Consider the following 25,808-nt stretch of genomic DNA (forward strand, 5'->3'; position numbering starts at 1 on the left):
GCAGGGGGGACCCTGTGGGAGAGTAGGACGCCGCCGAACTCCTTTTGTGAGAAGCCCCGTGCCCTTGTGGCACGGGGCTTTTCTGCGTTCAGAGCCCGTCGCCTGTGGGGCGCTCTACGAGCGTCGTGGTGAGAGGGGTGGTGGTTCCTGGTGAGGGCTCGTCAGAACCTTCTGCGGGCACTGGTTTTGAGCATCCCTGAGTTCAGGGTATGCTTTACCTCGTTGCCACAGCGCAGCAAGGCCCCAATAGCTCAGTCGGTAGAGCGTCTCCATGGTAAGGAGAAGGTCTGCGGTTCGATTCCGCATTGGGGCTCAGATAAGAAAGGGCCCCCGCCATTCGGCGGGGGCCTTTTTTGCATGCCTTGTGTGGACACGTCCTGGCCCCACTGGCGCAGGCTCCCCCCCCCCCGGGCCTGGACGCCGTGGTTGGTTCTGGTGCTCCCAGAAGCGGCCCCGGGGGCCGTACCGGGCGTGTGGGGACTGGTCTTGGGGTGGTCCGACATCTCCGTGGATCGCCATGCCCCCGGAATATGGGGTGATTGGCTGTCAGGGTCGCCGCACTCTCACGCACCCGTGTCCGCTGCGGTGTTGGAATGCCGCACCGGAACCGGTCCCGGTGAAATGCGGTCAGGTGGTGGGGTGCTCGGGGACGCGCATGGCGAGGATGGCCATGTCGTCGGAGGCCGGCTCGGCGGCGAAGCGTTCGACCGCCCGCAGGATGCGTGCCGCCACCGCGCCGGCCGTGAGGCCCGTACAGGTGGCCAGGACGTCCGCCAGGCCGTCGTCGCCGAGCATGCGGGTGCCCTCGCGGCGTTCCGTGACACCGTCGGTCACGCACAGCAGGACATCGCCCGGGGCGAGAGTGACCGTCTGCTCGTACAGTTCGAGGTCCTCGATGACGCCCAGCAGCGGCTGCGGTTCGGCCGCCGCTTCGACCGAGCCGTCCTGGTGCAGTCGCAGCGGCAGGGGGTGGCCCGCGCAGACGACCTTCAGGAGAGCACTGCCGTCCTCCTGGGGCCACAGCTCCCCGTACAGGAGGGTCAGGAAGCGGCTGCGGGCGCCCTCGTCCAGGATGGCGGCGTTGAGGCGCTCCAGGACCGCCGGGCCGCCGAAGCCTTCTCGGGCGAGGAGGCGCAGGGCGTGGCGGGCGAGACCGGTGACGGCCGCCGCCTCAGGACCCGTACCGCAGACGTCACCGATGGCGAAGCCGTAGGCTCCGTCGCGGATCGGGAAGACGTCGTAGAAGTCGCCACCGACCTCATTGCCCTCGCCCGCAGCGCGGTAGATGACCTCGATCTCGACGTTGGGGACCTCGGGCAGCCCCGGCGGCAGCAGGCTGCGCTGGAGGGACTGGCTGATCGCCATGCGTTCCGAGTAGAGGCGGGCGTTGTCGAGTGCGAGGGCCGCGCGTCGTGAAAGATCCTCGGCCAGTTCCAGGATCTCCTGGCGGAAGTGGTCGTCGGAGGGCTTTCCGAGCGTGAGCATGCCGATGACGCGGTTTCGGGCGACGAGTGGCAGGACCACGGTCTCTCCGCCCACCGCGGCGGCGGTGGCGAGTGTCGTATGGACACCGGAGCCGAGCCCGCCGGGCTCGCCGAGGCCGAGCGTACGCATCGAGGTGCGCAGGGCCGCCTGGTGGGCGGCTTCGGACGGGGCCGCCCAGACGCGGGCGCCGGGGGTCGGCACGGGGTCCGGGGGAGCGATCTTGGAGAGAAGGGCCTTGAGGCCGTCGATGCGCTCCTCGTCCTCGTGCAGGACGTAGGAGAGGTACGGCTCCGAGGACTGGTCGGCGATCGTGTAGACGGCGCACCAGGTGGCCAGGGTGGGGACCGTCATCTGGGCCATCAGGGCCAGGGTCTGGTCCCGGTCGAGCGTGCCCGCGAGCAGGTCGGAGGCCTCGACGAGGAAGGAGAGGGAACCGCGGCGCAGGCGCTCCAGCTCGCCCAGGCGGGCCGATTCCACGGCCAGCGCGATGCGGTCCGCAGCGAACTGGAGGCGCAGGGCCTCCTCGTTGGAGTAGCGGCCGGCCGCTTCCGCGGCGACTCCGAGAGAGCCGGTGAGGCGTCCTTCGACCTTCAGCGGGACGGTGACGACGGAGCGCATCCCGGTGCCACCGAGCAGGGGGACGGCGCCGGGGACGTTGTCGAGGTCCTCGTGGACGGCGGGCATCCGGGCGGAGCCGTACCGTCCGGTGCCTGCCTCGACCGGAACCCTGGCGAATCGCTGGCGGGCGGAGGGCAGGCCGGTCGTGGCCCGTACCTCGAGTTCCGTTTCGTCGTCCGTCGCCAGCAGCAGGAAGGCCGCATCGGCGTCGAGCATGTCGCGGGCCCGCTCGACCGTGCGCTGGAGCAGGCCGTCGAGGTCGTCGGGGGCCGGGGAGCCGATGAAGATCTCGAACGGATCCGTCTTGTGGCCGTCGGCGTTCGCGTCGGACACCGGTGTGCGGACCGGGGACTGGAGCACGGCGCGTTCGTAGTCGCGGACGAGCAGACAGACCGTGGACGGTTCGCCGTGGGTGTCGCGGACGCGGAGGTGTGAGGCGTAGACGGGGATGGTGCGGCCGTCGGCGCCCCGGATCCCGTAGCTGCCCTCCCAGCGCGAGAGCCGCAGTGCCTCGACGATGCCCGTGTTGGTGCCGGGCGTCTGCGGCCAGGCGGTGAGGTCGGTGAGCTGCTTCCCGGTGACCTGGTCGGCGGTGTATCCGAAGAGGAACGCCGCGTCCTCGTTCCAGGCGGCGATGGAACCGGTGCTGCCGATCTGGACGACGGCGACGCGGACGCGCTCGTCGGCGACCGGGAGCAGTCCGACCGGGAGCAGCGGGCCGGCGGAGCGGATGCCCACCGGGCGCTCCGGAAGATCGAGCTGGAACCAGACATGTTTGCGGGTGGGTGAATACTCGACGCCCCACCGGGAGGCGAGCGCCGCACAGAGCAGGAGTCCGCGGCCGTTCTCGCGGTCCGGACTGCCGAAGTCCAGGCCCGTGCTCTGGAGCGGGATCTCGCGTTCCGGATAGTGGTCCGAGACCTCGACCCGTACGCCGTCCTCCGTACGCAGGCACAGCACGTCCGCGGCCGTGCCCGCGTGCACCACGGCGTTGGTCACGAGCTCGCTGGTGAGAACGACGGCGTCGTCGACGACATCCGTGTATCCCCAGCCCTGGAGAGTGTCACGGACGAAGGCGCGGGCGGTCGCGACGGAGCGCCCGACCGGGTCGAAGGTGGCAGCCGCGCGCGCGGTGATCACAGCACTCCCCATATGGTGTCTCGTCGCTTCCCCGAGTCCTGTGCCCGTTTCTCGCCGCTTCGATTCGCCTAGCCAGGCTAGACGCTCGGTCTCGGTACCGGGTACACGAGGGCCGACTTCGGGCAGCAACGACCAGTAACAGACATGTGACCGGACAAGTGTGGTCTTCCCAACAGAGGTATGTGCGGCAACCGTTGGAGGCTGCACCCCGATCGGGTCGGACCTGGTACGTTTCAACGATTTGACGTCCGCATGGTCACCCGTCGACGGTGGGCAGTGGCGGTAGCCAATGAGGAACTGGGCAAGCTCCCAGATAAGGCCCGAGCGATACGGTCAACCCCTGCGGGAGGGATCACGGTGGAGTCTGGCGTGGCGGCGCGGGGAACAGGCACGCGCACAAAAGGCGGACAGCCCGTGAAAAAGCAGCGCAATGGAACCGTCGATGTCGATGCGGCGGCGCTCAACAGACTACTGGCGGGCCTGGTCGCGATGCGCGACGGGAACTTCCGCAGGCGCCTGACCGTCTCGGGCGACGGCGTGATGGCGGAGATCGCGGCAGTCTTCAACGAGGTCGCCGACCGCAATCTTCACCTCACCGGCGAGCTGGCCCGGGTGCGGCGGGTGGTCGGACGTGAGGGGAAACTCACCGAGCGGCTGGAGACCGGCGCCTGTGAGGGCTCCTGGGCCGCCGCCATCGACGCCTCCAACGAGCTGGTGGACGATCTGGCCCGGCCGGTCTCGGAGGTCGGGCGGGTGCTGTCGGCGGTGGCCGACGGTGATCTCGAACAGCGGATGGAACTGCGCTCGCACACGGCCGACGAAACGGTACGGCCGCTGCGCGGCGAGTTCCTGAAGGTCGCCCGTACGGTCAACAACCTGGTCGACCAGCTGTCGGCGTTCACCGAGCAGGTGACGCGGGTCGCGGTCGAGGTCGGTACCGAGGGCAAGCTGGGCGGGCAGGCCCAGGTGCGCGGGATGTCCGGGTCGTGGAAGGACCTCACGGACTCCGTGAACACCATGGCGTACCGGCTCACGGCGCAGGTGCGGGACATCGCTCTGGTGACGACGGCGGTCGCCAAGGGCGACCTGTCGCGGAAGGTCACCGTCCATGTGGCCGGCGAGATGCTCCAGCTGAAGAACACCGTCAACACCATGGTCGACCAGCTGTCGTCGTTCTCCTCCGAGGTGACCCGGGTCGCCCGCGAGGTGGGCACGGAGGGCGAGCTGGGCGGGCAGGCGACCGTGCCGGGCGTGGCCGGGGTTTGGAAGGACCTCACCGACTCCGTCAACACGATGGCCGGAAATCTGACCTCCCAGGTGCGTGGGATCGCCGAGGTGACGACGGCCGTGGCCAACGGCGACCTGTCCCAGAAGGTCAGGGTGAGCGCCCGGGGCGAGGTCGCGCAGCTGGCCGAGACCATCAACCAGATGACGGAGACGCTGCGGACCTTCGCGGACGAAGTGACCCGGGTGGCCAGCGAGGTCGGTGGCGAGGGTCTGCTCGGCGGCCAGGCCCAGGTGCCGGGGGCGGCGGGGACCTGGAAGGACCTCACCGACTCGGTGAACACGGTCTTCCGGAACCTGACGACCCAGGTGCGCGACATCGCGCAGGTGACCACGGCGGTGGCCAGCGGTGACATGACGCAGAAGGTCACCGTCGATGTGGCCGGCGAGATGCTGGAGCTGAAGAACACCGTCAACACGATGGTGGACCAGCTCCAGTCCTTCGGTTCGGAAGTGACCCGGGTGGCCCGGGAGGTCGGCGTCGAGGGCCGACTGGGCGGTCAGGCCGAGGTGCCGGGGGCGGCGGGGACCTGGAAGGACCTCACCGACTCGGTGAACACGGCGTTCCGGAACCTGACGGGGCAGGTGCGTGACATCGCGCAGGTGACGACCGCGGTCGCCAACGGCGATCTCTCGCAGAAGGTCACCGTCGATGTCGCGGGCGAGATGCTGGAGCTGAAGAACACCGTCAACACGATGGTGGCGCAGCTCTCGTCGTTCGCCGACCAGGTGACGCGGATGGCGCGTGACGTGGGCACGGAGGGCCGCCTCGGCGGCCAGGCCCGGGTCGACGGCGTTTCCGGTACGTGGAAGGAGCTCACCGACTCCGTCAACTTCATGGCGGGGAACCTGACCTCCCAGGTGCGCCAGATCGCGCAGGTGACCACGGCGGTGGCGCGTGGTGACCTGTCGCAGAAGATCGATGTGGACGCGCGCGGCGAGATCCTGGAGCTGAAGAACACCATCAACACGATGGTGGACCAGCTCTCCGCCTTTGCCGACCAGGTGACCCGGGTGGCCCGCGAGGTCGGCACCGACGGGCGGCTCGGCGGCCAGGCGCAGGTCCCCGGCGTGGCCGGTGTGTGGCGTGACCTGACCGATTCGGTCAACGGCATGGCGGGGAACCTCACCGCTCAGGTCCGCAACATCGCGCAGGTCGCCACGGCGGTGGCGCGCGGTGACCTGTCGCAGAAGATCGATGTGGACGCGCGCGGCGAGATCCTGGAGCTGAAGAACACCCTCAACACGATGGTGGACCAGCTCTCGAACTTCGCCGAGCAGGTGACGCGGGTGGCCCGCGAGGTCGGCACGGAAGGCATGCTGGGCGGCCAGGCCGAGGTGCAGGGGGTGTCCGGTACGTGGAAGGACCTCACCCAGTCCGTCAACGGCATGGCGAACAACCTGACCCTTCAGGTGCGCAACATCGCCGAGGTCACCACCGCGGTCGCCAACGGCGATCTGTCCAAGAAGATCACGGTCGACGCCAAGGGCGAGATCCTCGAACTGGTCACGACCGTCAACACCATGGTCGACCAGCTGCTCAACTTCGCCGACGAGGTGACGCGGGTCGCCCGCGAGGTGGGTACCGAGGGCATCCTCGGCGGCCAGGCCCGGGTGCGCGGCGCGACCGGCATCTGGAAGGACCTCAGTGACAACGTCAACCTGATGGCCAACAACCTGACCAGTCAGGTGCGGAACATCTCCCGGGTCTCGTCCGCGGTCGCCAACGGCGATCTGACGAAGAAGGTCACCGTCGAGGCGCGGGGCGAGGTCGCCGAGCTCGCCGACACCGTCAACACGATGGTGACGACGCTGTCCTCGTTCGCCGACGAGGTGACGCGAGTCGCCCGTGAGGTGGGCACGGAAGGCGAACTGGGTGGCCAGGCGCGCGTTCCGGGGGTCTCCGGTACGTGGAAGGACCTCACCGAGTCCGTGAACTCGATGGCGTCCAATCTGACCGGTCAGGTGCGGCAGATCGCCACGGTCACCACGGCCATTGCCAAGGGCGACCTCACGAAGAAGATCGACATCGACGCGCGCGGTGAGATCCAGGAACTGAAGAACACCATCAACACGATGGTCGACCAGCTCTCCTCGTTCGCCGAGCAGGTGACCCGGGTGGCCCGTGAGGTGGGCACGGAGGGGCAGTTGGGCGGCCAGGCCCGGGTCCGGGACGTCGACGGCACCTGGCGCGACCTCACCGAGTCGGTGAACGAGATGGCCGGGAACCTGACCCGTCAGGTGCGGGCCATCGCGGCCGTCGCCACCGCGGTGACCCGCGGTGACCTCAACCTCAAGATCGACGTGGACGCGGCGGGCGAGATCCAGGCCCTGCAGGACAACATCAATACGATGATCGCCAACCTGCGCGACACCACGGCGACCAACAAGGAGCAGGACTGGCTGAAGGGCAATCTCGCCCGGATCTCCGGTCTGATGCAGGGGCGGCGCGATCTCGACGACGTGGCCTCGCTGATCATGAGCGAGCTGACCCCGGTCGTCTCCGCGCAGCACGGTGCGTTCTTCCTGGCCATGCCGACCGGGGACACCGGCGCGGTGGGGTCGGAGAGCGAGAAGGACAGCTCGTACGAACTCCGTATGAGGGGCAGTTACGGATATTCGGCGGGATCGATGCCGACGTCGTTCCGGCCCGGTGAGACGCTCATCGGCACGGCCGCGGAGGAGAAGCGGACCATTCAGGTGGACAACGTTCCGCCGGGATATCTGAAGATCTCCTCCGGGCTCGGCGAGGCGCCGCCCGCGCATGTGATCGTGCTGCCGGTGCTCTTCGAGGGGAAGGTTCTCGGTGTGATCGAGCTGGCCTCGTTCCAGCCGTTCACGCATATTCAGCGGGACTTCCTCAACCAGCTCGCCGAGATGATCGCGACGAGCGTCAACACCATCAGCGTCAATACGAAGACCGAGAAGCTCCTTGAGCAGTCGCAGGAGCTGGCCGAGCAATTGCGGGACCGGTCACAGGAGTTGGAGAACCGGCAGAAGGCGCTTCAGGCATCCAACGCCGAACTGGAGGAGAAGGCCGAGCTGCTGGCCCAGCAGAACCGCGACATCGAGGTCAAGAACACCGAGATCGAGGATGCCCGGCAGGTGCTGGAGGAGCGTGCCGAGCAGCTCGCGGTCTCGATGCGCTACAAGTCGGAGTTCCTGGCGAACATGTCGCACGAGTTGCGCACACCGCTCAATTCCCTGCTCATTCTCGCCAAGTTGCTCGCGGACAATGCCGAGGGGAATCTCTCGCCGAAGCAGGTGGAGTTCGCCGAGACGATCCACGGGGCCGGGTCCGATCTGCTCCAGCTGATCAATGACATCCTCGATCTGACGAAGGTCGAGGCGGGCAAGATGGATGTCAGCCCGACCCGGATCGCGCTGGTCCAGCTCGTCGACTACGTGGAGGCGACATTCCGGCCGCTCACCGCGGAGAAGGGGCTCGATTTCTCCGTACGGGTATCGCCGGAGCTGCCCGCGACCCTGCACACGGACGAGCAGCGGCTGCTCCAGGTGCTGCGCAATCTCCTTTCCAACGCGGTGAAGTTCACCGACAGCGGGGCGGTCGAGCTGGTGATCAGGCACGCCAACGAGGACGTGCCGAACGCCATCCGCGAGCAGCTCCTGGAGGCCGGCTCGCTGCGTGACCCCGATGCCGATCTGATCGCCTTCTCGGTCACCGACACGGGGATCGGGATCGCGTCCAGCAAGATGCTGGTGATCTTCGAGGCGTTCAAGCAGGCGGACGGCACGACCAGTCGCAAGTACGGCGGTACGGGGCTCGGCCTGTCCATCAGCCGGGAGATCGCCCGTCTGCTGGGCGGCGAGATCCACGCGGCGAGCGAGCCGGGCCGCGGCTCGACCTTCACGCTGTATCTGCCGCTGCACCCGAGCGAGTTGCCGCCGCAGGGGTATCCGCAGATCGGCCCGGGGCCGGGCGAGGCGCACGGCGCCGCGGCCGACGAAGGTCTGCTTCCGGAGGCCGGCCCGACTGCCACCGCGCAGGATCCGGCCGGTGTCTCCGGTGTCTTCGACGCCGCTGCAGCCGCCGGGCTGATGCGGCGACGCACGACCCCCGGGAGTGCGGAGCGGCGGCCCGTGCTGCCGCCCCGTGCTGCTGTTCCGGCCGCTCCGCAGGAGCCGTGGGCGCTGGGCGGGCAGGAGGAACCGGAGGTCCGCAGGACGTTCCGGTTCCACGGCGAGAAGGTGCTGATCGTCGACGACGACATCCGCAATGTCTTCGCGCTCACCAGCGTGCTGGAGCAGCACGGTCTCTCGGTGCTGTACGCGGAGAACGGACGCGTGGGGATCGAAGTCCTGGAACAGCACGACGATGTGACGGTCGTACTGATGGACATCATGATGCCGGAGATGGACGGCTATGCCACGACGACGGCGATCCGCCGGATGCCCCAGTTCGCCGGCCTGCCGATCGTCGCGCTGACCGCCAAGGCCATGAAGGGGGACCGGGAGAAGGCGATCGAATCCGGTGCTTCCGATTATGTGACCAAGCCTGTCGATCCTGATCATCTCCTTTCCGTAATGGAGCAGTGGATGCGCGGAGAGTGATCATTGGCTGAGGGAATCGCGATGAGTTGATGATCGACTGTGCTCGCGGGAGTGTGAGAAGGCGCTGTACGGGGAACCTTCTCGTCCCCCACCGCGTTTCTGCTGTGTGCACAGTGACATCGCGGTGACAGGGTGTGGTGACGGGCGGGGTGCGGCTACCATGACCGGCACAAGGACGGACGGCGTAAGGGAGTCGTCCCCTGGGGCGGCGCCCGGTGCAATTCCGGGGCGAGGAGGACGGGCCATGGTGCAGAAGGCCAAGATCCTCCTGGTCGATGACCGGCCGGAGAATCTGCTGGCGCTGGAGGCCATCCTCTCTGCGCTCGATCAGACACTGGTACGGGCATCGTCAGGGGAGGAAGCGCTCAAAGCGCTGCTCACGGACGACTTTGCGGTCATTCTGCTGGACGTCCAGATGCCGGGCATGGACGGTTTCGAAACCGCGGCGCACATCAAGCGGCGGGAACGGACGCGCGACATCCCGATCATCTTTCTCACCGCGATCAATCATGGTCCGCATCACACCTTCAGGGGTTACGCGGCGGGCGCGGTGGACTACATCTCGAAGCCGTTCGACCCGTGGGTGCTGCGGGCCAAGGTCTCGGTCTTCGTCGAGCTGTACATGAAGAACTGCAAGCTGCGCGAGCAGGCAGCGCTGCTGCGTCTCCAGCTGGAGAGCGACACCAACGGCGGCGGGGGCCACGAGAGGGAGCCCGCAGGGCTGCTGGCCGAGCTCTCGGCGCGGCTCGCGGCCGTCGAGGAGCAGGCCGAAGCGCTCTCCAAGCAGCTCGACGACGAGTCGGCGGACGCGGCGGCCGTGGCCACCGCCGCCCACCTGGAACGCAAACTGACCGGCCTGCGCCGGGCACTCGATGCACTGGAGCCCGGCACCGGAAGCGGCGCGCCCGTGCTCCCCTCGTGACGTCGTACCGCCGCGCGACTCCACGACGGGGAACGGTCCGGCGGTGCGACCTCCGGCCGGGGGACGGGCGGTTGCCCGGGGACCCGGCCCAACTGCTGCGCCGTCTCGGTCGTTCGCCGGTGTGACGGATCGCCGGTTCGACGGCCCGAGGTCAGGGCATCCGCCGGCACGGGGGCGTGAGAGCGCGTCAGTTTCCGGCCTCTGTCCAGCGACACGGTCGGGTGAAGCGGCAGGGGCACGTGTTCACGGCCGTCGGCACCGGTAACCTCGGCACCATGGCCTCACGTACGTCCGGCAAGGGTTCCCAGGGCACGGCGGGCACCGCGAAGCGCGTCGGCCGTACCGCGGGGCCGGCCAAGAAAGCCGCGCCCGCGAAAAGGACCGCGCCCGCCAAGAAGACCGCCGCGAAGAAGACCGCGCCCGCGAAGAGGGCCCCCGCCAAAAAGGCGGCCGCGCCCAAACCGGCGCCGTCGCCCACCGGTGGGGTGTACCGCCTGGCACGCGCCGTCTGGCTCGGTGCGGCCCACGCCGTCGGCGCGATGTTCCGTGGCGTAGGGCGCGGTGCCAAGGGGCTCGACCCCGCGCACCGCAAGGACGGAGTCGCGCTGCTGCTGCTCGGTCTCGCGCTGGTCGTCGCCGCGGGCACCTGGTCGAATCTGCGCGGGCCCGTCGGGGACCTCGTCGAGATGCTCGTCACCGGAGCCTTCGGCCGGCTCGATCTGCTCGTGCCGATACTGCTCGGTGCCATCGCCGTCCGGCTGATCCGCTACCCGGAGAAGCCCGAGGCCAACGGACGCATCGTCATCGGACTCTCCGCCCTGGTCGTCGGGGTGCTCGGACAGGTCCACATCGCGTGCGGATCGCCCGGACGGGGCGACGGCACCACGGCGATGCAGGACGCGGGCGGGCTCATCGGCTGGGCGGCCTCCAAACCGCTGATCTACACGATGGGCGAGGTCCTCGCCGTACCGCTGCTGCTGCTGCTCACGGTCTTCGGGCTGCTCGTCGTCACCGCCACACCGGTGAACGCCATTCCGCAACGGCTCCGGCTGCTCGGCACCAGGCTGGGCATCCTCGACCCGGTGTACGACCCCGAGGCGGACGAGGAGAGCGACGACGAACGCTACGACGAGCAGTGGCGCGAAGCGCTGCCCGGCCGCCGCTCCTCCGCCCGCCGCTCCGGGGCGCCCGAGGAGTACGACCCCGACCGGGCGGAGGCCGACGCGCTCTCCAAGCGCCGCAGGCCGCGCAGGCCCACCGCGCAGCCCGCGATGAACCGCACCATGGACGCGGTGGATGTCGCCGCGGCCGCCGCGGCCGCGCTCGACGGGGCCGTGCTCAACGGAATGCCGCCCTCGCCGATCGTCGCCGACCTCACCCAGGGCGTCGCCGCGGAGCGCGAACGCACGGGCTCGCCGGTACCGGGGGCCAGGGAGGGCGAGCCCGCCCTCGGGGGAGGGAAACCGGAGCGGGCGGCGCCCTCGGGCGGTGTACCCGATCTGACGAAGCCCGTGCCCGACTCGCAGTCCCAGCCGTTGCCGGCCCGGGCCGAGCAGTTGCAGCTCTCCGGCGACATCACCTACTCGCTGCCCTCGCTCGACCTGCTGGAACGCGGCGGACCGGGCAAGACCCGCAGCGCCGCCAACGACGCGATCGTCGCGGCCCTGACGAACGTCTTCACCGAGTTCAAGGTCGACGCCGCCGTCACCGGCTTCACCCGCGGACCGACGGTCACCCGGTACGAGGTGGAGCTCGGCCCCGCGGTGAAGGTCGAGCGGATCACCGCCCTCGCCAAGAACATCGCGTACGCCGTCGCCAGCCCCGACGTCCGGATCATCTCCCCGATCCCGGGCAAGTCGGCGGTAGGCATCGAGATCCCCAACACCGACCGGGAGATGGTCAACCTCGGTGACGTACTGCGCCTCGCGGACGCAGCCGAGGACGACCATCCGATGCTGGTCGCGCTCGGCAAGGACGTCGAGGGCGGCTATGTGATGGCCAACCTGGCGAAGATGCCGCACGTGCTGGTGGCCGGCGCGACCGGTTCCGGCAAGTCGTCGTGCATCAACTGCCTGATCACCTCGGTCATGGTGCGGGCGACGCCGGACGACGTCCGGATGGTGCTGGTCGACCCCAAGCGGGTCGAGCTGACCGCGTACGAGGGCATCCCGCACCTGATCACGCCGATCATCACCAACCCCAAGCGCGCCGCCGAGGCCCTCCAGTGGGTCGTACGGGAGATGGACCTCCGGTACGACGACCTCGCCGCGTTCGGGTACCGGCACATCGACGACTTCAACCAGGCCGTCCGCAACGGCAAGGTCAAACCGCCGGAGGGCAGTGAGCGCGAGCTCTCGCCGTACCCGTATCTACTGGTGATCGTCGACGAGCTCGCCGACCTGATGATGGTCGCTCCGCGCGATGTGGAGGACGCCATCGTCCGCATCACCCAACTGGCCCGCGCAGCCGGTATCCACCTCGTGCTCGCGACCCAGCGGCCCTCGGTCGACGTCGTCACCGGCCTGATCAAGGCGAACGTGCCCTCCCGGCTCGCTTTCGCCACGTCCTCGCTGGCCGACAGCCGGGTCATTCTCGACCAGCCCGGTGCCGAGAAGCTCATCGGAAAGGGTGACGGTCTGTTCCTGCCGATGGGCGCCAACAAGCCCACCCGTATGCAGGGCGCCTTCGTCACCGAGGACGAGGTCGCGGCCATCGTCCAGCACTGCAAGGATCAGATGGCGCCGGTCTTCCGCGAGGACGTGGTGGTCGGCACCGCGAAGAAGAAGGAGATCGACGAGGACATCGGCGACGACCTGGATCTGCTCTGCCAGGCCGCCGAACTGGTCGTCTCCACCCAGTTCGGATCGACCTCGATGCTCCAGCGCAAGCTGCGGGTCGGCTTCGCCAAGGCCGGCCGGCTGATGGACCTGATGGAGTCGCGGAACATCGTCGGGCCCAGCGAGGGATCCAAGGCGCGTGACGTCATGGTGAAACCGGACGAGCTGGACGGGGTGCTGGCACTGATCCGCGGGGAAACCGCTTCGTAGCGGCTCCGAGGAGACGCCGGATTCCTGGAGAAGCCGGGTTCGGGGTGAAGTCCGGGCAACCGTTTCGCCGGGTCGTACGTCAAGTTGAAGGGAGGGGCGGCAGGATGGTCCTTCTCGGGGCGGCCCGGCGGATATGACGGGGTTCGAGCCTCTGGCGCGAGTCCCATGCGTTCGAGTCCGACGACGCGAGTCCGATGGCGTACAAAGTCGTTCCTCCCGGTTGCCCCACCCTTTCGTACCCCCCCTAGACTGAACACCCAGCAGGTGGCTCACGCTCGAAAGGCGCCCCCGTGTCCATCGGCAACTCCCCCGAAGACGACCGGCCTTCGATCGGTCGAGTGCTCCAGCAGGCTCGCATCGCCGCAGGTCTCACGGTCGAAGAGATCAGTTCGTCCACCCGGGTGCGCATCCCCATCGTGCGCGCGATCGAAGAGGACGATTTCTCCCGCTGCGGCGGCGACGTGTACGCGCGCGGCCATATCCGTACCTTGGCGCGGGCCGTCGGGATCGACCCGGAACCGCTGGTCTCGCAGTACGACGCCGAGCACGGCGGCCGTCCCGCGCCCACGCCCGCGGCTCCGCTGTTCGAGGCCGAGAGAATCCGTTCCGAACCCCGACGGCCCAACTGGACGGCGGCCATGGTCGCGGCGATCGTCGCCGTCGTCGGTTTCGTCGGTTTCACCTTCCTCAAGGGCGGCGACGACAACTCCTCGACCACACGGGTCGCGGAGGGCTCGACGCCCAACACCAAGACCCCCAAGCCGACGGCCAGCAAGCCCGTCGACCCCAAGCCGGCGCCTTCCGACAGTGCCATCGCCGCGGCACCCAGGGACAAGGTGACGGTGAAGCTCAGCGCCAGTCAGGGCAAGAGCTGGATCTCCGCCAAGGACCACAACGGGCGGCTGCTCTTCGACGGCCTGCTGCTCCAGGGCCAGTCCAAGACGTTCCAGGACCAGGAGCGGGTCGACCTCGTCCTCGGTGACGCCGGATCCATCGAGCTCTTCGTGAACGGCAAGAAGGTCGAGGACAAGTTCCAGCCCGGTCAGGTCGAGCGGCTCTCGTACACGAAGGGCGACCCGGCGGTCGGCTGACCCGTACACGCACCGTCTCCGAAGTCGCCCACGCGACGCGGCGGGCGTCCGGCAATCCTGCCGGGCGCTCGCCGCCTTTGTTACTCGGTGTAACGGTGGAACCCTGCACGGCAGGGCGGGTGCCGGGACAAAGTAGTCTTGAGCCCATGCCCGAACGCCGTACCGTCGCCCTTGTCACTCTTGGCTGCGCCCGTAACGAGGTGGACTCGGAGGAGCTCGCAGGCCGCTTGGCAGCGGACGGCTGGGAGCTCGTCGAGGATGCCTCCGACGCGGATGTCGCCGTCGTCAACACCTGTGGATTCGTCGAGGCCGCCAAGAAGGACTCCGTCGACGCCCTGCTCGAAGCCAATGATCTGAAGGACCACGGCAGAACCCAGGCCGTGGTCGCCGTCGGCTGCATGGCCGAGCGCTACGGCAAGGACCTCGCCGAGGCCCTGCCCGAGGCGGACGGCGTCCTTGGATTCGACGACTACGCGGACATCTCCGACCGCCTCCAGACCATTCTCAACGGCGGCATCCACGCCTCGCACACCCCGCGCGACCGCCGAAAGCTCCTGCCGATCAGCCCGGCAGAGCGGCAGGACGCCGCCGTGGCCCTGCCGGGGCACGCGCAGGAGGCCGCAGCGGTCCCGGCCCCCGAGGACCTCCCCGAAGGAGTCGCTCCGGTCTCCGGGCCACGTGCGCCCCTGCGCCGGCGGCTGGGCACCAGCCCCGTCGCCTCGGTGAAGCTCGCCTCCGGCTGCGACCGCCGCTGCTCCTTCTGCGCCATCCCGTCCTTCCGCGGCTCCTTCATCTCGCGGCGCCCCTCGGACGTGCTGGGAGAGACCCGCTGGCTGGCGGAGCAGGGCGTGAAGGAGGTCATGCTGGTCTCCGAGAACAACACCTCGTACGGCAAGGACCTCGGTGACATCAGGCTGCTGGAGACGCTGCTGCCGGAGCTCGCCGACGTCGAGGGGATCGAGCGGATCCGGGTCAGCTATCTGCAGCCCGCCGAGATGCGGCCGGGCCTCATCGACGTACTGACCTCGACCCCGAAGGTCGCCCCGTACTTCGACCTGTCCTTCCAGCACTCGGCCCCCGGCGTGCTGCGGGCCATGCGCCGCTTCGGCGACACCGACCGTTTCCTGGAGCTCCTGGACACCATCCGCGGCAAGGCACCGCAGGCCGGTGCCCGCTCCAACTTCATTGTGGGCTTCCCCGGTGAGACCGAGGCGGATCTGGCGGAGCTGGAACGCTTCCTCACCGGTGCCCGGCTCGACGCCATCGGCGTCTTCGGCTACTCCGACGAGGAAGGCACCGAGGCGGTCGGCTACGAGAACAAGCTGGACGCCGACGTCATCGCCGAGCGGCTCGCGCACATCTCCCAGCTGGCCGAGGAGCTGACCTCGCAGCGTGCGGAGGAGCGGCTCGGGGAGACCCTTCAGGTACTGGTCGAGTCCGTCGACTCCACCGAGGACGAGCCGCGGGCGGTGGGGCGCGCCGCGCACCAGGCACCCGAGACGGACGGCCAGGTGCTCTTCACCGCACGCGAGGGCCTCGCGCCCGGCCGTATGGTCGAGGCGAAGGTGGTGGGCACCGAGGGAGTGGACCTGGTGGCCGAGTGTTCCGAACTCGTGGAGGCGGCCAGATGACGGGAGTCCCGGCATCCGCGGCGGGCGGCTCCGGCGCGAAGCCGGTCCGCGGCGGCAAGCTGGGCACCGCGGCCGTCAATCAGGCCAGTCTGTGGAACATCGCCAATCTGCTCACCATGCTGCGACTGGTGCTGGTGCCCGGCTTCGTGCTGCTGCTGCTGCACAACGGCGGTTACGACCCGGCCTGGCGGTCGTTCGCCTGGGCGGCGTTCGCCATCGCCATGATCACCGATCTGTTCGACGGCCACCTCGCGCGCACGTACGACCTGGTCACCGACTTCGGGAAGATCGCCGACCCGATCGCGGACAAGGCGATCATGGGCGCGGCGCTGATCTGCCTGTCCTATCTCGGTGATCTGCCCTGGTGGGTCACGGGCGTGATCCTCTTCCGCGAGATCGGCATCACGCTGATGCGGTTCTGGGTGATACGGCACGCGGTGATTCCGGCCAGTCGCGGCGGGAAGATGAAGACCCTGGCGCAGGGAACGGCCGTCGGGATGTACGTCCTGGCGCTGACCGGTCCACTCGCCACCCTGCGCTTCTGGGTGATGGCGGTGGCCGTCGTGCTGACGGTCGTCACCGGGCTCGATTACGTGCGCCAGGCCGTCGTGCTCCGCCGCAAGGGCCTGGCGGCGGAGAGGGCCGCCGCGGCGGGGGCGTCCGGGACGGCCGAGGGGCCCGGGGCCGCCGAGGGTACGGGGCCGGTCTCCGGGGACTCGACGGCGCATGGCTCGACCGCCCATGGCTCGACGGAGGCCGAGCGGTGACCGCCGCGGCCCGGGTGCTGGAGCTGCTCGCGGAGCGTGGTGAGACTCTTGCCGTCGCCGAGTCGCTGACCGGCGGTCTGGTCGCGGCAGAGCTGACGTCCGTGCCGGGTGCCTCGCGCTCCTTCCGCGGGTCCGTGACGGCGTACGCGACGTCCTTGAAGCGGGAACTGCTGGGCGTGGACGACGCCCTGCTGGCGGCCCGAGGCGCGGTGGACCCGGAGGTGGCGCGGCAGATGGCGACAGGTGCGCGTCGCGTTCTCGGGGCAGACTGGGGAGTGGCCACCACGGGAGTCGCCGGCCCCGACCCCCAGGACGGCAAGCCTGTGGGCACGGTCTATGTAGCGGTGGCAGGGCCGGACGACGCGGGGAATGTGACCGCGTTGCGATTGAACGGCGGGCGTACGGACATCCGTAGAGAGAGCGTACGGAGCGTGCTCGCATTGCTCTCCGCCGAACTCGGCAAGAATGCAAGGGCACAGGATACGGAACAGAACGGGGGGAATTGATGTTTGCAGCCCTGAGTGAACACGACATCGCTCCCCGCACGGCCGCGGCGCAAGGCGGTACGGTGGGGCGTGAAGGATGCGGCTACGCGGTCCGAGGAGGGAGCCACCGATGATTCTGCTCCGTCGCCTGCTTGGTGACGTGCTGCGTCGGCAGCGCCAGCGCCAAGGCCGTACTCTGCGCGAAGTCTCCTCGTCCGCCCGAGTCTCGCTCGGCTATCTCTCCGAGGTGGAGCGGGGGCAGAAGGAGGCATCCTCCGAACTGCTCTCCGCCATTTGCGACGCGCTTGACGTACGGATGTCCGAGCTCATGCGTGAAGTGAGCGATGAGCTGTCGTTGGCCGAACTGGCCGAGTCGGCAGCAGCCAGCGATCCGGTGCCAGTGCCGGTACGCCCCATGCTCAATTCCGTCTCCGTGACGTCGGTGGCAGGTGTGCCGACGGGACGGGTGACCATCAAGGCGCCCGCGGAAGCGGTGGATGTGGTCGCCGCCTGACCCGCGCGGTCCCGGTGTGAAGCGGAGCCCCGGTTGGCCCCTCAGTGGGTTGCCGGGGCTTTCGCATGCCCTGGAGCGCTGCTCCGGAGGGGCGCGGTCCGTTCTGGATGCGGCCCGGGGGTGTCTGGGCGAGACTGCGAGTAAGAGGCATCGATCAGGAGGAACACGAGCGGACCGACACGGTCCGACGTGGACCGGCAACAGCCTGAAGTGTCTCGATGCGGCCTGATGCGGGCCGCACCGGCCTGTACCGGGGCGCCGGAGCGCCTCCGACTCAGGTGGAGCCGTGATCCGGAGCAAGCCCGGATCTCCCGGGCGGAGAGCGCACAACGGTCTGCGGCTGCGCACTGCGCGCCGGTGGTGCACCGGTGCGCCCTCCCGCCGGGTGAGCGCGCCGGACTAGGTTCGGCCGGAGGAGGCAGCCATGGTACGGCGATGGGTGCCGGCGCTCGTTCTCGGCGGGGTGTGGTGGTGGGCCGTGCTGCGGCTCGTGCTGGAACCGGCCCATGCGGGGCTTGTCGAGGGTGCGGTGGCGGCGGGCGGATGGGGGCTGAGCCTCCTGCCCGTGCACGCGGCCGCGACCGCTGGGTCGACGCGGGCGAGCGGCACGGATGTCGACGCGGAGGCGGGGGCCGGCGGGGGCGGGGGTGGCCCCTGGGGATGGGAATCCGGTGTCGGGGCGCGGCTCGCGGGCCGGTGGGCGGATGTGGGGCTGCGATGCGTGGGCCGATGGTCGGACGGCGCGATGCGGTACCTGGGGCAGTGGTCGGACGGCGCGGTGCGGTACGTGGGGCAGTGGTGGTCGGATGCGGGGCTGCCGTGGGTCCGCCGGGTCCGGCGAACTACCACGGCATGGCTACGCCGCCGTTCGGGCGGAGGATCTGGCCGGTCATGAAGGCCGAGGCATCGGATGCGAGATGGAGCACGGTGTGGGCGACGTCCTCGGGTTCGCCGACCCGGCCGAGCGGGGACATCCGTGCCATCGTGGCCTCCGCCCGGTGTTGCCGTTCGGCGTCGTGGCGGGCGGTCATGGGCGTACGGATCCAGCCCGGGGCGACGGCGTTGACGCGAATGGAATGAGGCCCCAATTCGGCCGCGAGGGTTTTCGTCAACTGGACGACCGCCGCCTTGGCCGCGCTGTAGCAGAGCAGCCCCGGGTTCGCGGCGTCGACCGCTCCGGAGGCCATGGTGATCAGCGAGCCGGGCGCGCCGCGCGCGATCATGCCGCGGGCCACTTCCTGACAGGCGTACAGCACGCCCTTGAAATTGACGGAGAGGACGCGGTCGAGATCGTCGTCCGTGGTCTCCAGGACGCTGCTCGTATGCATGATTCCGGCGACGGCGGCCAGGATGTCGAGGTCGCCCGCGGCAGCCACCGCGGCCCTGATCCGACCGCGGTCGGTGACATCCAAGGGGTGGACATGGGAGGTACCGCCCGCTCCGGCGATCAGGTCCCGGGTCTCCAGCAGGCCCTTCTCGTCGAGGTCCGCGCAGTGCACGGTGGCGCCCGCCGCCGCGAGGAGGACGGCGCTTGCGCGGCCGATGCCGCCCGCCGCGCCGGTGACGAACGCGGAGCGGCCCGTGAGGTCGTACGCGGTGAGGGGCATGACGGGACCGTACGACCGGAACTGACGGGTCGTCAACCAGGGTGGGGGCCCGATTGGCAGCGCGGACACCAGTAGGCGGGGCGGGTGTCCTGGTCCGCTGTGCGGATGGGGGTGCCGCAGCGCAGGCAGGGGCGGTTGGCCCTGCCGTAGACCCAGAGGCGTTCGTGTGTGCCGTATCCGCGGGTCGCGGCGCCGGTGGTCGTGCGCATCGGGCGGTCGCGGTTGGCTTCGAGGAGCTGCTTGGCCGTGGTGACGAGGCGCGCTGCGGTGGAGGGTGCCAGGTCGCCGATGGGGAGCCAGGGGGTGGCACGGGCGAGGAAGCAGAGCTCGGCCTTGTAGACGTTGCCGATTCCGGCCAGGTTGCGCTGGTCCAGGAGGGCTTCGCCGAGGGGGCGGGCGGGGTCGCTGAGCAGATTGCGCAGAGCGGAGTCGGGGTTCCAGTCGGGGCCCAGCAGATCGGGGCCGAGGTGGCCGACCACCTGCTCCTCGTCCCGGGTGCGAAGGAGTTCGAGGACGGGGAGCCGGTAGCCGACGGCCGTGTGCTCCCGGTTGGCGAGGACCGCACGGATCTGGTGGGCGGGGCCACCGCGCCAGCGCTCACCCGGGGCGTAGACGCGCCAGGAGCCGTCCATCCGCAGATGGCTGTGCAGCGTCAGGTCCCCCTCGATACGGGTGAGGAGGTGCTTGCCGCGCGAGACGACGTCCAGGACCGCCCGGCCGGTGAGGTCGGCGGTGGCGAACCGGGGGACACGCAGGTCGGAGCGGGTGAGGACCCGGCCGGCGAGTGCGTTGTGCAGGCGTCCGGCAGTCTGCAGGACGGTGTCTCCTTCGGGCATGCCTCCATGATGCGGGGCCGAGTGGCGAGTGAGGGCGACGCGCTGGGTGTGTGCGGTGTGCGGTGCATGTTGTGCGTGCAGGCGTTGTGGCTGGTACGGGGCGGTGTGTGCGGGACGGGATGCCGGGCGCGAGCTCTGCGGTGGGTGACGGGCGGGACGGGACGGTGGTTCAGGCGCGTAGGCGGAGTCCCCGCGGGGTGGCCAGGAATCCGGCCGCTTCCAGCGTGCGGCCGAGTGGGGAGGTCAGGGACGAGGCGCCGTTGGTGCGCTCCACCGTGACCGTGCCCAGTGCTCCCGCGCGGGCGGCTGCCGCCAGAGCCCCGGCCGCCGCGAGGAGTGCCGGGTCCTCCGGGTCGGTGGGCCAGGCCAGCAGCGTCTTGCCGCCGCGCTCCATGTACATCGCCAGCTCGCCGTCGGCCAGCACCACCAGGGCGCCCGCCTTGCGGCCCGGCTTGTGACCGGCGCCGTCCGGCGGCTCGGGCCAGGGCAGCGCCGCGCCGTAGGCGTTGGCCGGGTCCGCCGCGGCGAGGACCAGGGCATGGGGCGCGGCGCCCGGATCCGTACGGTCACAGGCGGTGGCCGTGGCCCGCAGCCGGTCGACGGCGCCGTCCATCGCGAACTGCGCCGCTCCCAGGCCCTCGACGACATAGCCGCGCCGCGCCTGTCCGTTGTCCTCGAAGGCGGAGAGGACGCGGTACGCGGCGGAGAAGCCGCCCTCGACGCCCTCCGCCTGGACCGCACCGCGGGTCACCACGCCGTGGCGGTCGAGGAGGGTGCGCGCCAGGGCGTGTGCGCGGTGCGTGGGTTCGGGTTCGGCGGTGGGGAGCAGGGACCAGCGGCCCGAGACGGTGGGCGGGCCGGTGCGGGAAGCGGGTCGGGCGGCGGCGGTGAGCGAGCCGTAGCGGCCGCGCGGGATGCTCCGCTTGGCGCGGTGGGCGGTCGACCCTGCCGTGCGCCCGGATCCGAGGAGCGAACGCAGCGGGGCGAGTGTGTCGTTGGTGAGCCGGCCCGACCAGGCCAGGTCCCAGACGGTGTCGGCCAGTTGCGGATCGGTGCAGTCCGGGTGCGTGGTGGCGCGGACCTGGTCGGCGATCTGCCGGAAGAACAGTCCGTATCCGCCGCTCAGGGTCGTCAGGACGGATTCGTGCAACGCGCTGAGTTCGAGCGGGTGCGGGGGCGGGAGGAGCAGGGGTGCGCTGTCGGCGAGGTAGAGGGACAGCCAACCGTCCTTGCCGGGCAGGGCACCGGCACCGGCCCAGACGACCTCGCCGGTGGTCGTCAGCTCGTCCAGCAGCGCGGGGGTGTAGCCCGTGACCCGGCCCGGCAGGATCAGCTTCTCCAAAGCCGACGCCGGGACGGGCGCGCCCTGCAACTGCTCGATGGCGCGGGCCAGTCCGTCGATTCCGCGCAGGCTGTTGCGGCCCATGTGCTGCCACTGAGGAAGGAAAGCAGCGAGGGCGGCGGGCGGCACCGGCTCCAGTTCATGACGGAGCGCGGCGAGGGAGCGGCGGCGCAGCCGGCGCAGCACGGTGGCGTCGCACCACTCCTGGCCGATGCCGGCGGGGTGGAACTCGCCCTGGACGAGTCGGCCGGCGGCGGCGAGCCGTTGCAGTGCGCCGTCCGTGACGGCAGTGCCCAGGCCGAAACGGCCGGCGGCCTCGGTGGAGGTGAACGGGCCGTGCGTACGGGCGTATCGGGCGAGGAGGTCGCCGAGGGGGTCCTTCACCGGTTCGGTGAACGCCTCGGGGACACCGACAGGAAGGGCGGTGCCCAGGGCGTCGCGCAGCCGTCCCGCGTCCTCGATCGCGGCCCAGTGGTCCGCTCCGCCGATCCGTACCCGGATGGCGCGGCGGGCGGCGGACAGCTCCGGAGCCCAGGGCGGCTGGGCGCCGCGCGCGGCCAACTCCGGGTCGGTGAGCGGTCCGAGGACCCGAAGGAGATCGGCGACCCCTTCGATGTCCTTGATCCGGCGGTCCTCGGTCAGCCACTGGAGCTCCTGCTCCAGCTCGGTCAGGACGTCGGCGTCGAGCAGCTCGCGCAGTTCTGCCTGGCCGAGGAGCTCGGCCAGCAGGTGGGAGTCGAGGGAGAGGGCGGCGGCCCGCCGCTCGGCGAGGGGTGAATCGCCCTCGTAGAGGAACTGGGCGACATAGCCGAACAGGAGGGAGCGGGCGAAGGGAGAGGGCTCCGGGGTGGTCACCTCGACCAGCCGGACGCGGCGTGCTTCGAGGTCACCCATGAGTTCGGTGAGCCCGGGAACGTCGAAGACATCCTGGAGGCATTCGCGGACCGCTTCCAGGACGATCGGGAAGGAGCCGAACTCGGAGGCGACCTGGAGCAGTTGTGCGGCGCGCTGACGCTGCTGCCAGAGCGGGGTGCGCTTGCCGGGGCTGCGTCGCGGCAGCAACAGGGCACGTGCCGCGCACTCGCGGAACCGGGAGGCGAACAGGGCCGAACCGCCTACCTGGTCGGTGACGATCTGACTTATCTCGCCCTGGTCGAACGTCACATCCGCAGCGCCGACGGGTGGTTGATCGCTGTCGTGCAGGGGGAACGGCAGCGGTGCCGGATCCTGGGCGGGGTCCTGCGCCGGGTCGAAGTCCAGGAGGTCCAGCCCCATCAGGTCGGCATCCGGCAGCCGCAGCACAATGCCGTCGTCGGCATGCATCACCTGGGCGTCCATGCCGTACCGCTCGGCGAGGCGGGCGTTGAGCGCCAGCGCCCACGGGGCATGCACCTGCGCGCCGAACGGCGAGTGGACGACGACGCGCCAGTCACCCAGTTCGTCGCGGAATCGCTCGACGAGGACGGTCCGGTCGTCCGGCACATGACCGCAGGCGCGGCGCTGTTCGTCGATGTACGAGAGGGTGTTGTCGGCGGCCCAGGTGTCGAGACCGGCGGCGAGCAGACGCTCCCGGGCGTCCTCCGGCGGCAGCCCGCCGATCTCGCGGACGAACGCACCCAGCGCACGCCCCAGTTCCAGTGGGCGGCCCAGCTGGTCGCCCTTCCAGAACGGCAGCCGGCCCGGAACCCCGGGGGCGGGCGACACCAGGACCCGGTCGCGGGTGATGTCCTCGATCCGCCAGGACGTGGTGCCCAGCGTGAAGACGTCGCCGACCCGGGACTCGTACACCATTTCCTCGTCCAGCTCACCGACCCGGCCGCCGCCCTTCTTGGGGTCGGCGCCGGCGAGGAAGACCCCGAAGAGTCCGCGGTCGGGAATGGTCCCCCCGGAGGTGACGGCGAGCCGCTGGGCACCGGGGCGGCCCGTGACCGTACCGGCCACGCGGTCCCAGACCACACGCGGGCGCAGCTCGGCGAAGGCGTCGGACGGATAGCGGCCGGCGAGCATGTCCAGCACGGCGGTGAACGCCGATTCGGGCAGGGAGGCGAAGGGAGCGGCGCGGCGCGTCACGGCCAGCAGATCGTCCACCTGCCAGCTGTCCAGGGCGACCATGGCGACCAGCTGCTGGGCCAGCACGTCCAGGGGGTTGGACGGGATCCGGAGCGCCTCGATGGAGCCCTCGCGCATGCGCTCGGTGACCACGGCCGCCTGCACCAGATCGCCCCGGTACTTCGGGAAGACCACGCCGGTGGAGACCGCGCCGACCTGGTGTCCGGCCCGGCCGACCCGTTGCAGCCCGGAAGCGACCGACGGCGGCGACTCCACCTGGACCACCAGGTCGACCGCGCCCATGTCGATGCCCAGCTCCAGACTGGAGGTGGCGACCACGGCCGGCAGCCGCCCCGCCTTGAGGTCCTCCTCGACCTGGGCGCGCTGCTCCTTGGAGACCGAGCCGTGGTGGGCGCGGGCGAGCAGCGCGGGGGCGCCCTTCGCCGCGCCCGACTGGGCCATGATCTCGGCCGGGGAGTGCGCCTCCGGCAACGTCGGGGCGGGGGCGTGCTCATCGAACACGGTGCCGGTGGCCCGCTCGTACGCGATCTCGTTGAGGCGGTTGCACAGCCGCTCCGCGAGGCGGCGGGAGTTGGCGAAGACGATCGTGGAGCGATGCTCCTGGATGAGATCGACGATGCGTTCCTCGACATGGGGCCAGATCGACGGCTTGTCCGCCTGGCCCGCCTGGGCGGGGTCGGTGGCGGGGGAGCCGCCCAGCTCACCCAGATCCTCGACCGGCACGACCACCGACAGGTCGAACCGCTTGGTGGACGGCGGCTGGACGATCTCCACCTTCCGCCGCGGCGAGAGGAAGCGTGCCACCTCGTCGACCGGCCGGACCGTCGCCGACAGGCCGATCCGTCGTGCGGGCCGGGGCAGCAGCTCGTCGAGGCGCTCCAGCGATACGGCGAGGTGGGCGCCCCTCTTCGTGCCCGCCACGGCGTGCACTTCGTCGAGAATCACCGTCTCGATGCCGGACAGCGCCTCCCGGGCCGATGAGGTCAGCATCAGGAACAGCGATTCGGGTGTGGTGATCAGAATGTCCGGCGGCCGGGTCGCCATCGAGCGGCGCTCGGCGGGCGGGGTGTCCCCGGAGCGGATACCGACCCGGACCTCGGGCTCGGGCAGCCCCAGACGCACCGACTCCTGGCGGATGCCGGTCAGTGGTGAGCGGAGGTTGCGCTCGACATCGACCGCGAGGGCCTTGAGGGGCGAGACGTAGAGCACGCGGCAGCGCTTCTTCGCCTCGGCGGGCGGCGGGACGGACGCCAGTCCGTCCAGCGCGGCGAGGAACGCGGCCAGGGTCTTGCCGGAGCCGGTCGGCGCGACGACCAGCACGTCCGAGCCCTCGCCGATCGCGCGCCAGGCGCCTTCCTGCGCGGCGGTGGGCGTGCTGAAGGCCCCCGCGAACCAGCCGCGGGTCGCGGGGGAGAACGAGTCGAGCGCAGATCCGGCCATGTCCCCCATCGTGCACCCGGCCACTGACAACAGCCGTGACGTCCATCGGCGACCGCGTCCGGGAGCTGCGAGAATTCGTCCATGGTGGCCGTACCGGAGGCGGGATCGGGGGAGTGGGCGAGGCACTGGCAGTACGCGGAGCTGCCCGACCTCGATCTGCTGCGTGCCCGGTACGTGCGTCACACCTTTCCGCGCCACAGTCACGAGGGGTATGTCTTCGGCACCATCACCCGCGGGGTCGAGGACGTCGGGCTGCCGGGCGGCACCGTCCACGCGGGACCCGGCGACGTCGTCATGATCAATCCGGAGGTGCCGCACACCGCCCGCGCAGGGGTTCCCGAGGGCTGGGTGTACGCCACGCTGTACCCGTCCGCGCAGGTGGTCAACGACATCGCGGCGGAGATGACGAGTCTGCGTGGCACGGTCGGTTTCACCGAGGCCAGCGTCGTGGACCCGTATGCGGCCCGGCTGATCGGCGAGGTCCACCGGGCCGCGGAGGAGGGCAACGCACTCGCCGCCGACACCGTGCTGCGGGTCATGGTCGCGCGGCTGCTCAGCAGGCACGGCAGCGTGCTGCCCTTCCGCGAGCCCCGCTCGGCGGGGGCGCGGGACGCGGCGCGGGCCCGTGCGGTGCTGGAGGGCCGCATGGCTCGGCCGCCCACTCTGGACGCGCTGGCCGCCGAGCTCGGAACCAGCCCGTTCGCGCTGCTGAGGGCCTTCAAGAAGCAGTACGGGATGCCGCCGCACACCTGGCTCACCGATGCCCGCGTGCGGGCCGCGCGCCGGATGCTCGACGCGGGGACGGCGCCCGCGGCGGCGGCCGCCGAGGTCGGCTTCACCGATCAGCCGCATCTCAACCGTCACTTCACCCGGATCGTGGGGGTGCCCCCCGGCGCGTACCAGCGCGAACGTGCAAGAACGTACAAGACCGGTCGAGATCTGCCCACGTAGCGTTCC

13 protein-coding genes and 1 tRNA gene are annotated in these 25,808 nt (G+C 70.2%); 10 read left to right on the forward strand and 4 right to left on the reverse strand.

Going from position 1 to position 25,808, the window contains the following annotated elements; translation table 11 throughout:
• Positions 1 to 240 precede the first annotated feature (240 nt).
• Positions 241 to 313, forward strand: a tRNA-Thr gene (locus ACIOMQ_RS29075).
• A 314-nt stretch (positions 314 to 627) separates the two neighbouring features.
• On the opposite strand, the gene ACIOMQ_RS29080 is transcribed toward ACIOMQ_RS29075, so the two are convergent.
• On the reverse strand, positions 628 to 3,243 hold the full coding sequence (locus ACIOMQ_RS29080) for a SpoIIE family protein phosphatase (protein ID WP_362203285.1): 2,616 nt from the start codon (positions 3,241 to 3,243) through the stop codon (positions 628 to 630).
• Positions 3,244 to 3,657: 414 nt separating this feature from the next.
• Here ACIOMQ_RS29080 and ACIOMQ_RS29085 point away from each other — a divergent pair, with 414 nt between their 5' ends.
• From ACIOMQ_RS29085 to ACIOMQ_RS29120, 8 genes are all read left to right on the forward strand, one after another.
• Positions 3,658 to 9,099, forward strand: a complete 5,442-nt coding sequence (locus ACIOMQ_RS29085; protein WP_402191047.1) for a HAMP domain-containing protein — start codon at positions 3,658 to 3,660, stop codon at positions 9,097 to 9,099.
• A 244-nt stretch (positions 9,100 to 9,343) separates the two neighbouring features.
• A complete protein-coding gene (locus ACIOMQ_RS29090) occupies positions 9,344 to 10,021 on the forward strand; it encodes a response regulator (RefSeq protein WP_362203291.1) in 678 nt (225 codons plus the stop codon).
• Between the two features lie 275 nt (positions 10,022 to 10,296).
• A complete protein-coding gene (locus ACIOMQ_RS29095) occupies positions 10,297 to 13,068 on the forward strand; it encodes a DNA translocase FtsK (RefSeq protein ID WP_401263490.1) in 2,772 nt (923 codons plus the stop codon).
• A gap of 290 nt (positions 13,069 to 13,358) precedes the next feature.
• Positions 13,359 to 14,159: a RodZ domain-containing protein gene (locus ACIOMQ_RS29100; protein WP_362203297.1), complete on the forward strand. Its 801-nt coding sequence runs from the start codon at positions 13,359 to 13,361 to the stop codon at positions 14,157 to 14,159.
• Between the two features lie 146 nt (positions 14,160 to 14,305).
• Entirely contained in the window at positions 14,306 to 15,790 is a 1,485-nt protein-coding gene (gene rimO, locus ACIOMQ_RS29105; RefSeq protein ID WP_401263491.1) for a 30S ribosomal protein S12 methylthiotransferase RimO, read from the forward strand.
• Complete coding sequence (gene pgsA / locus ACIOMQ_RS29110) at positions 15,787 to 16,557, forward strand: CDP-diacylglycerol--glycerol-3-phosphate 3-phosphatidyltransferase (RefSeq protein WP_362203303.1); 771 nt, start codon at positions 15,787 to 15,789, stop codon at positions 16,555 to 16,557. The genes rimO and pgsA overlap by 4 nt, the downstream gene beginning before the upstream one ends.
• Positions 16,554 to 17,063: a CinA family protein gene (locus ACIOMQ_RS29115; protein ID WP_401263492.1), complete on the forward strand. Its 510-nt coding sequence runs from the start codon at positions 16,554 to 16,556 to the stop codon at positions 17,061 to 17,063. The genes pgsA and ACIOMQ_RS29115 overlap by 4 nt, the downstream gene beginning before the upstream one ends.
• Positions 17,064 to 17,172: 109 nt before the next feature.
• Positions 17,173 to 17,556, forward strand: a complete 384-nt coding sequence (locus ACIOMQ_RS29120) for a helix-turn-helix domain-containing protein (RefSeq protein ID WP_018105285.1) — start codon at positions 17,173 to 17,175, stop codon at positions 17,554 to 17,556.
• Positions 17,557 to 18,398: 842 nt separating this feature from the next.
• On the opposite strand, the gene ACIOMQ_RS29125 is transcribed toward ACIOMQ_RS29120, so the two are convergent.
• The 3 genes from ACIOMQ_RS29125 to ACIOMQ_RS29135 form a co-directional block, all read right to left on the reverse strand.
• The gene (locus tag ACIOMQ_RS29125) at positions 18,399 to 19,163 is read right to left on the reverse strand and encodes an SDR family NAD(P)-dependent oxidoreductase (protein WP_362203311.1); all 765 of its coding nucleotides are present in this window, start codon (positions 19,161 to 19,163) and stop codon (positions 18,399 to 18,401) included.
• Positions 19,164 to 19,195: 32 nt separating this feature from the next.
• Positions 19,196 to 19,999, reverse strand: coding sequence for a DNA-formamidopyrimidine glycosylase family protein (locus ACIOMQ_RS29130; RefSeq protein WP_362203314.1), 804 nt, complete (start codon positions 19,997 to 19,999; stop codon positions 19,196 to 19,198).
• A gap of 169 nt (positions 20,000 to 20,168) precedes the next feature.
• Positions 20,169 to 24,851 carry a DEAD/DEAH box helicase gene (locus ACIOMQ_RS29135; RefSeq protein ID WP_402191050.1) on the reverse strand — a complete coding sequence of 1,561 codons (4,683 nt, stop codon included), beginning with the start codon at positions 24,849 to 24,851 and terminating at the stop codon, positions 20,169 to 20,171.
• Positions 24,852 to 24,932: 81 nt separating this feature from the next.
• Here ACIOMQ_RS29135 and ACIOMQ_RS29140 point away from each other — a divergent pair, with 81 nt between their 5' ends.
• A complete protein-coding gene (locus ACIOMQ_RS29140; protein WP_401935956.1) occupies positions 24,933 to 25,802 on the forward strand; it encodes an AraC family transcriptional regulator in 870 nt (289 codons plus the stop codon).
• The last annotated feature ends 6 nt before the right edge of the window (positions 25,803 to 25,808 follow it).

The organism is Streptomyces sp. NPDC087845, from assembly GCF_044742755.1.
Taxonomy (GTDB): domain Bacteria; phylum Actinomycetota; class Actinomycetes; order Streptomycetales; family Streptomycetaceae; genus Streptomyces.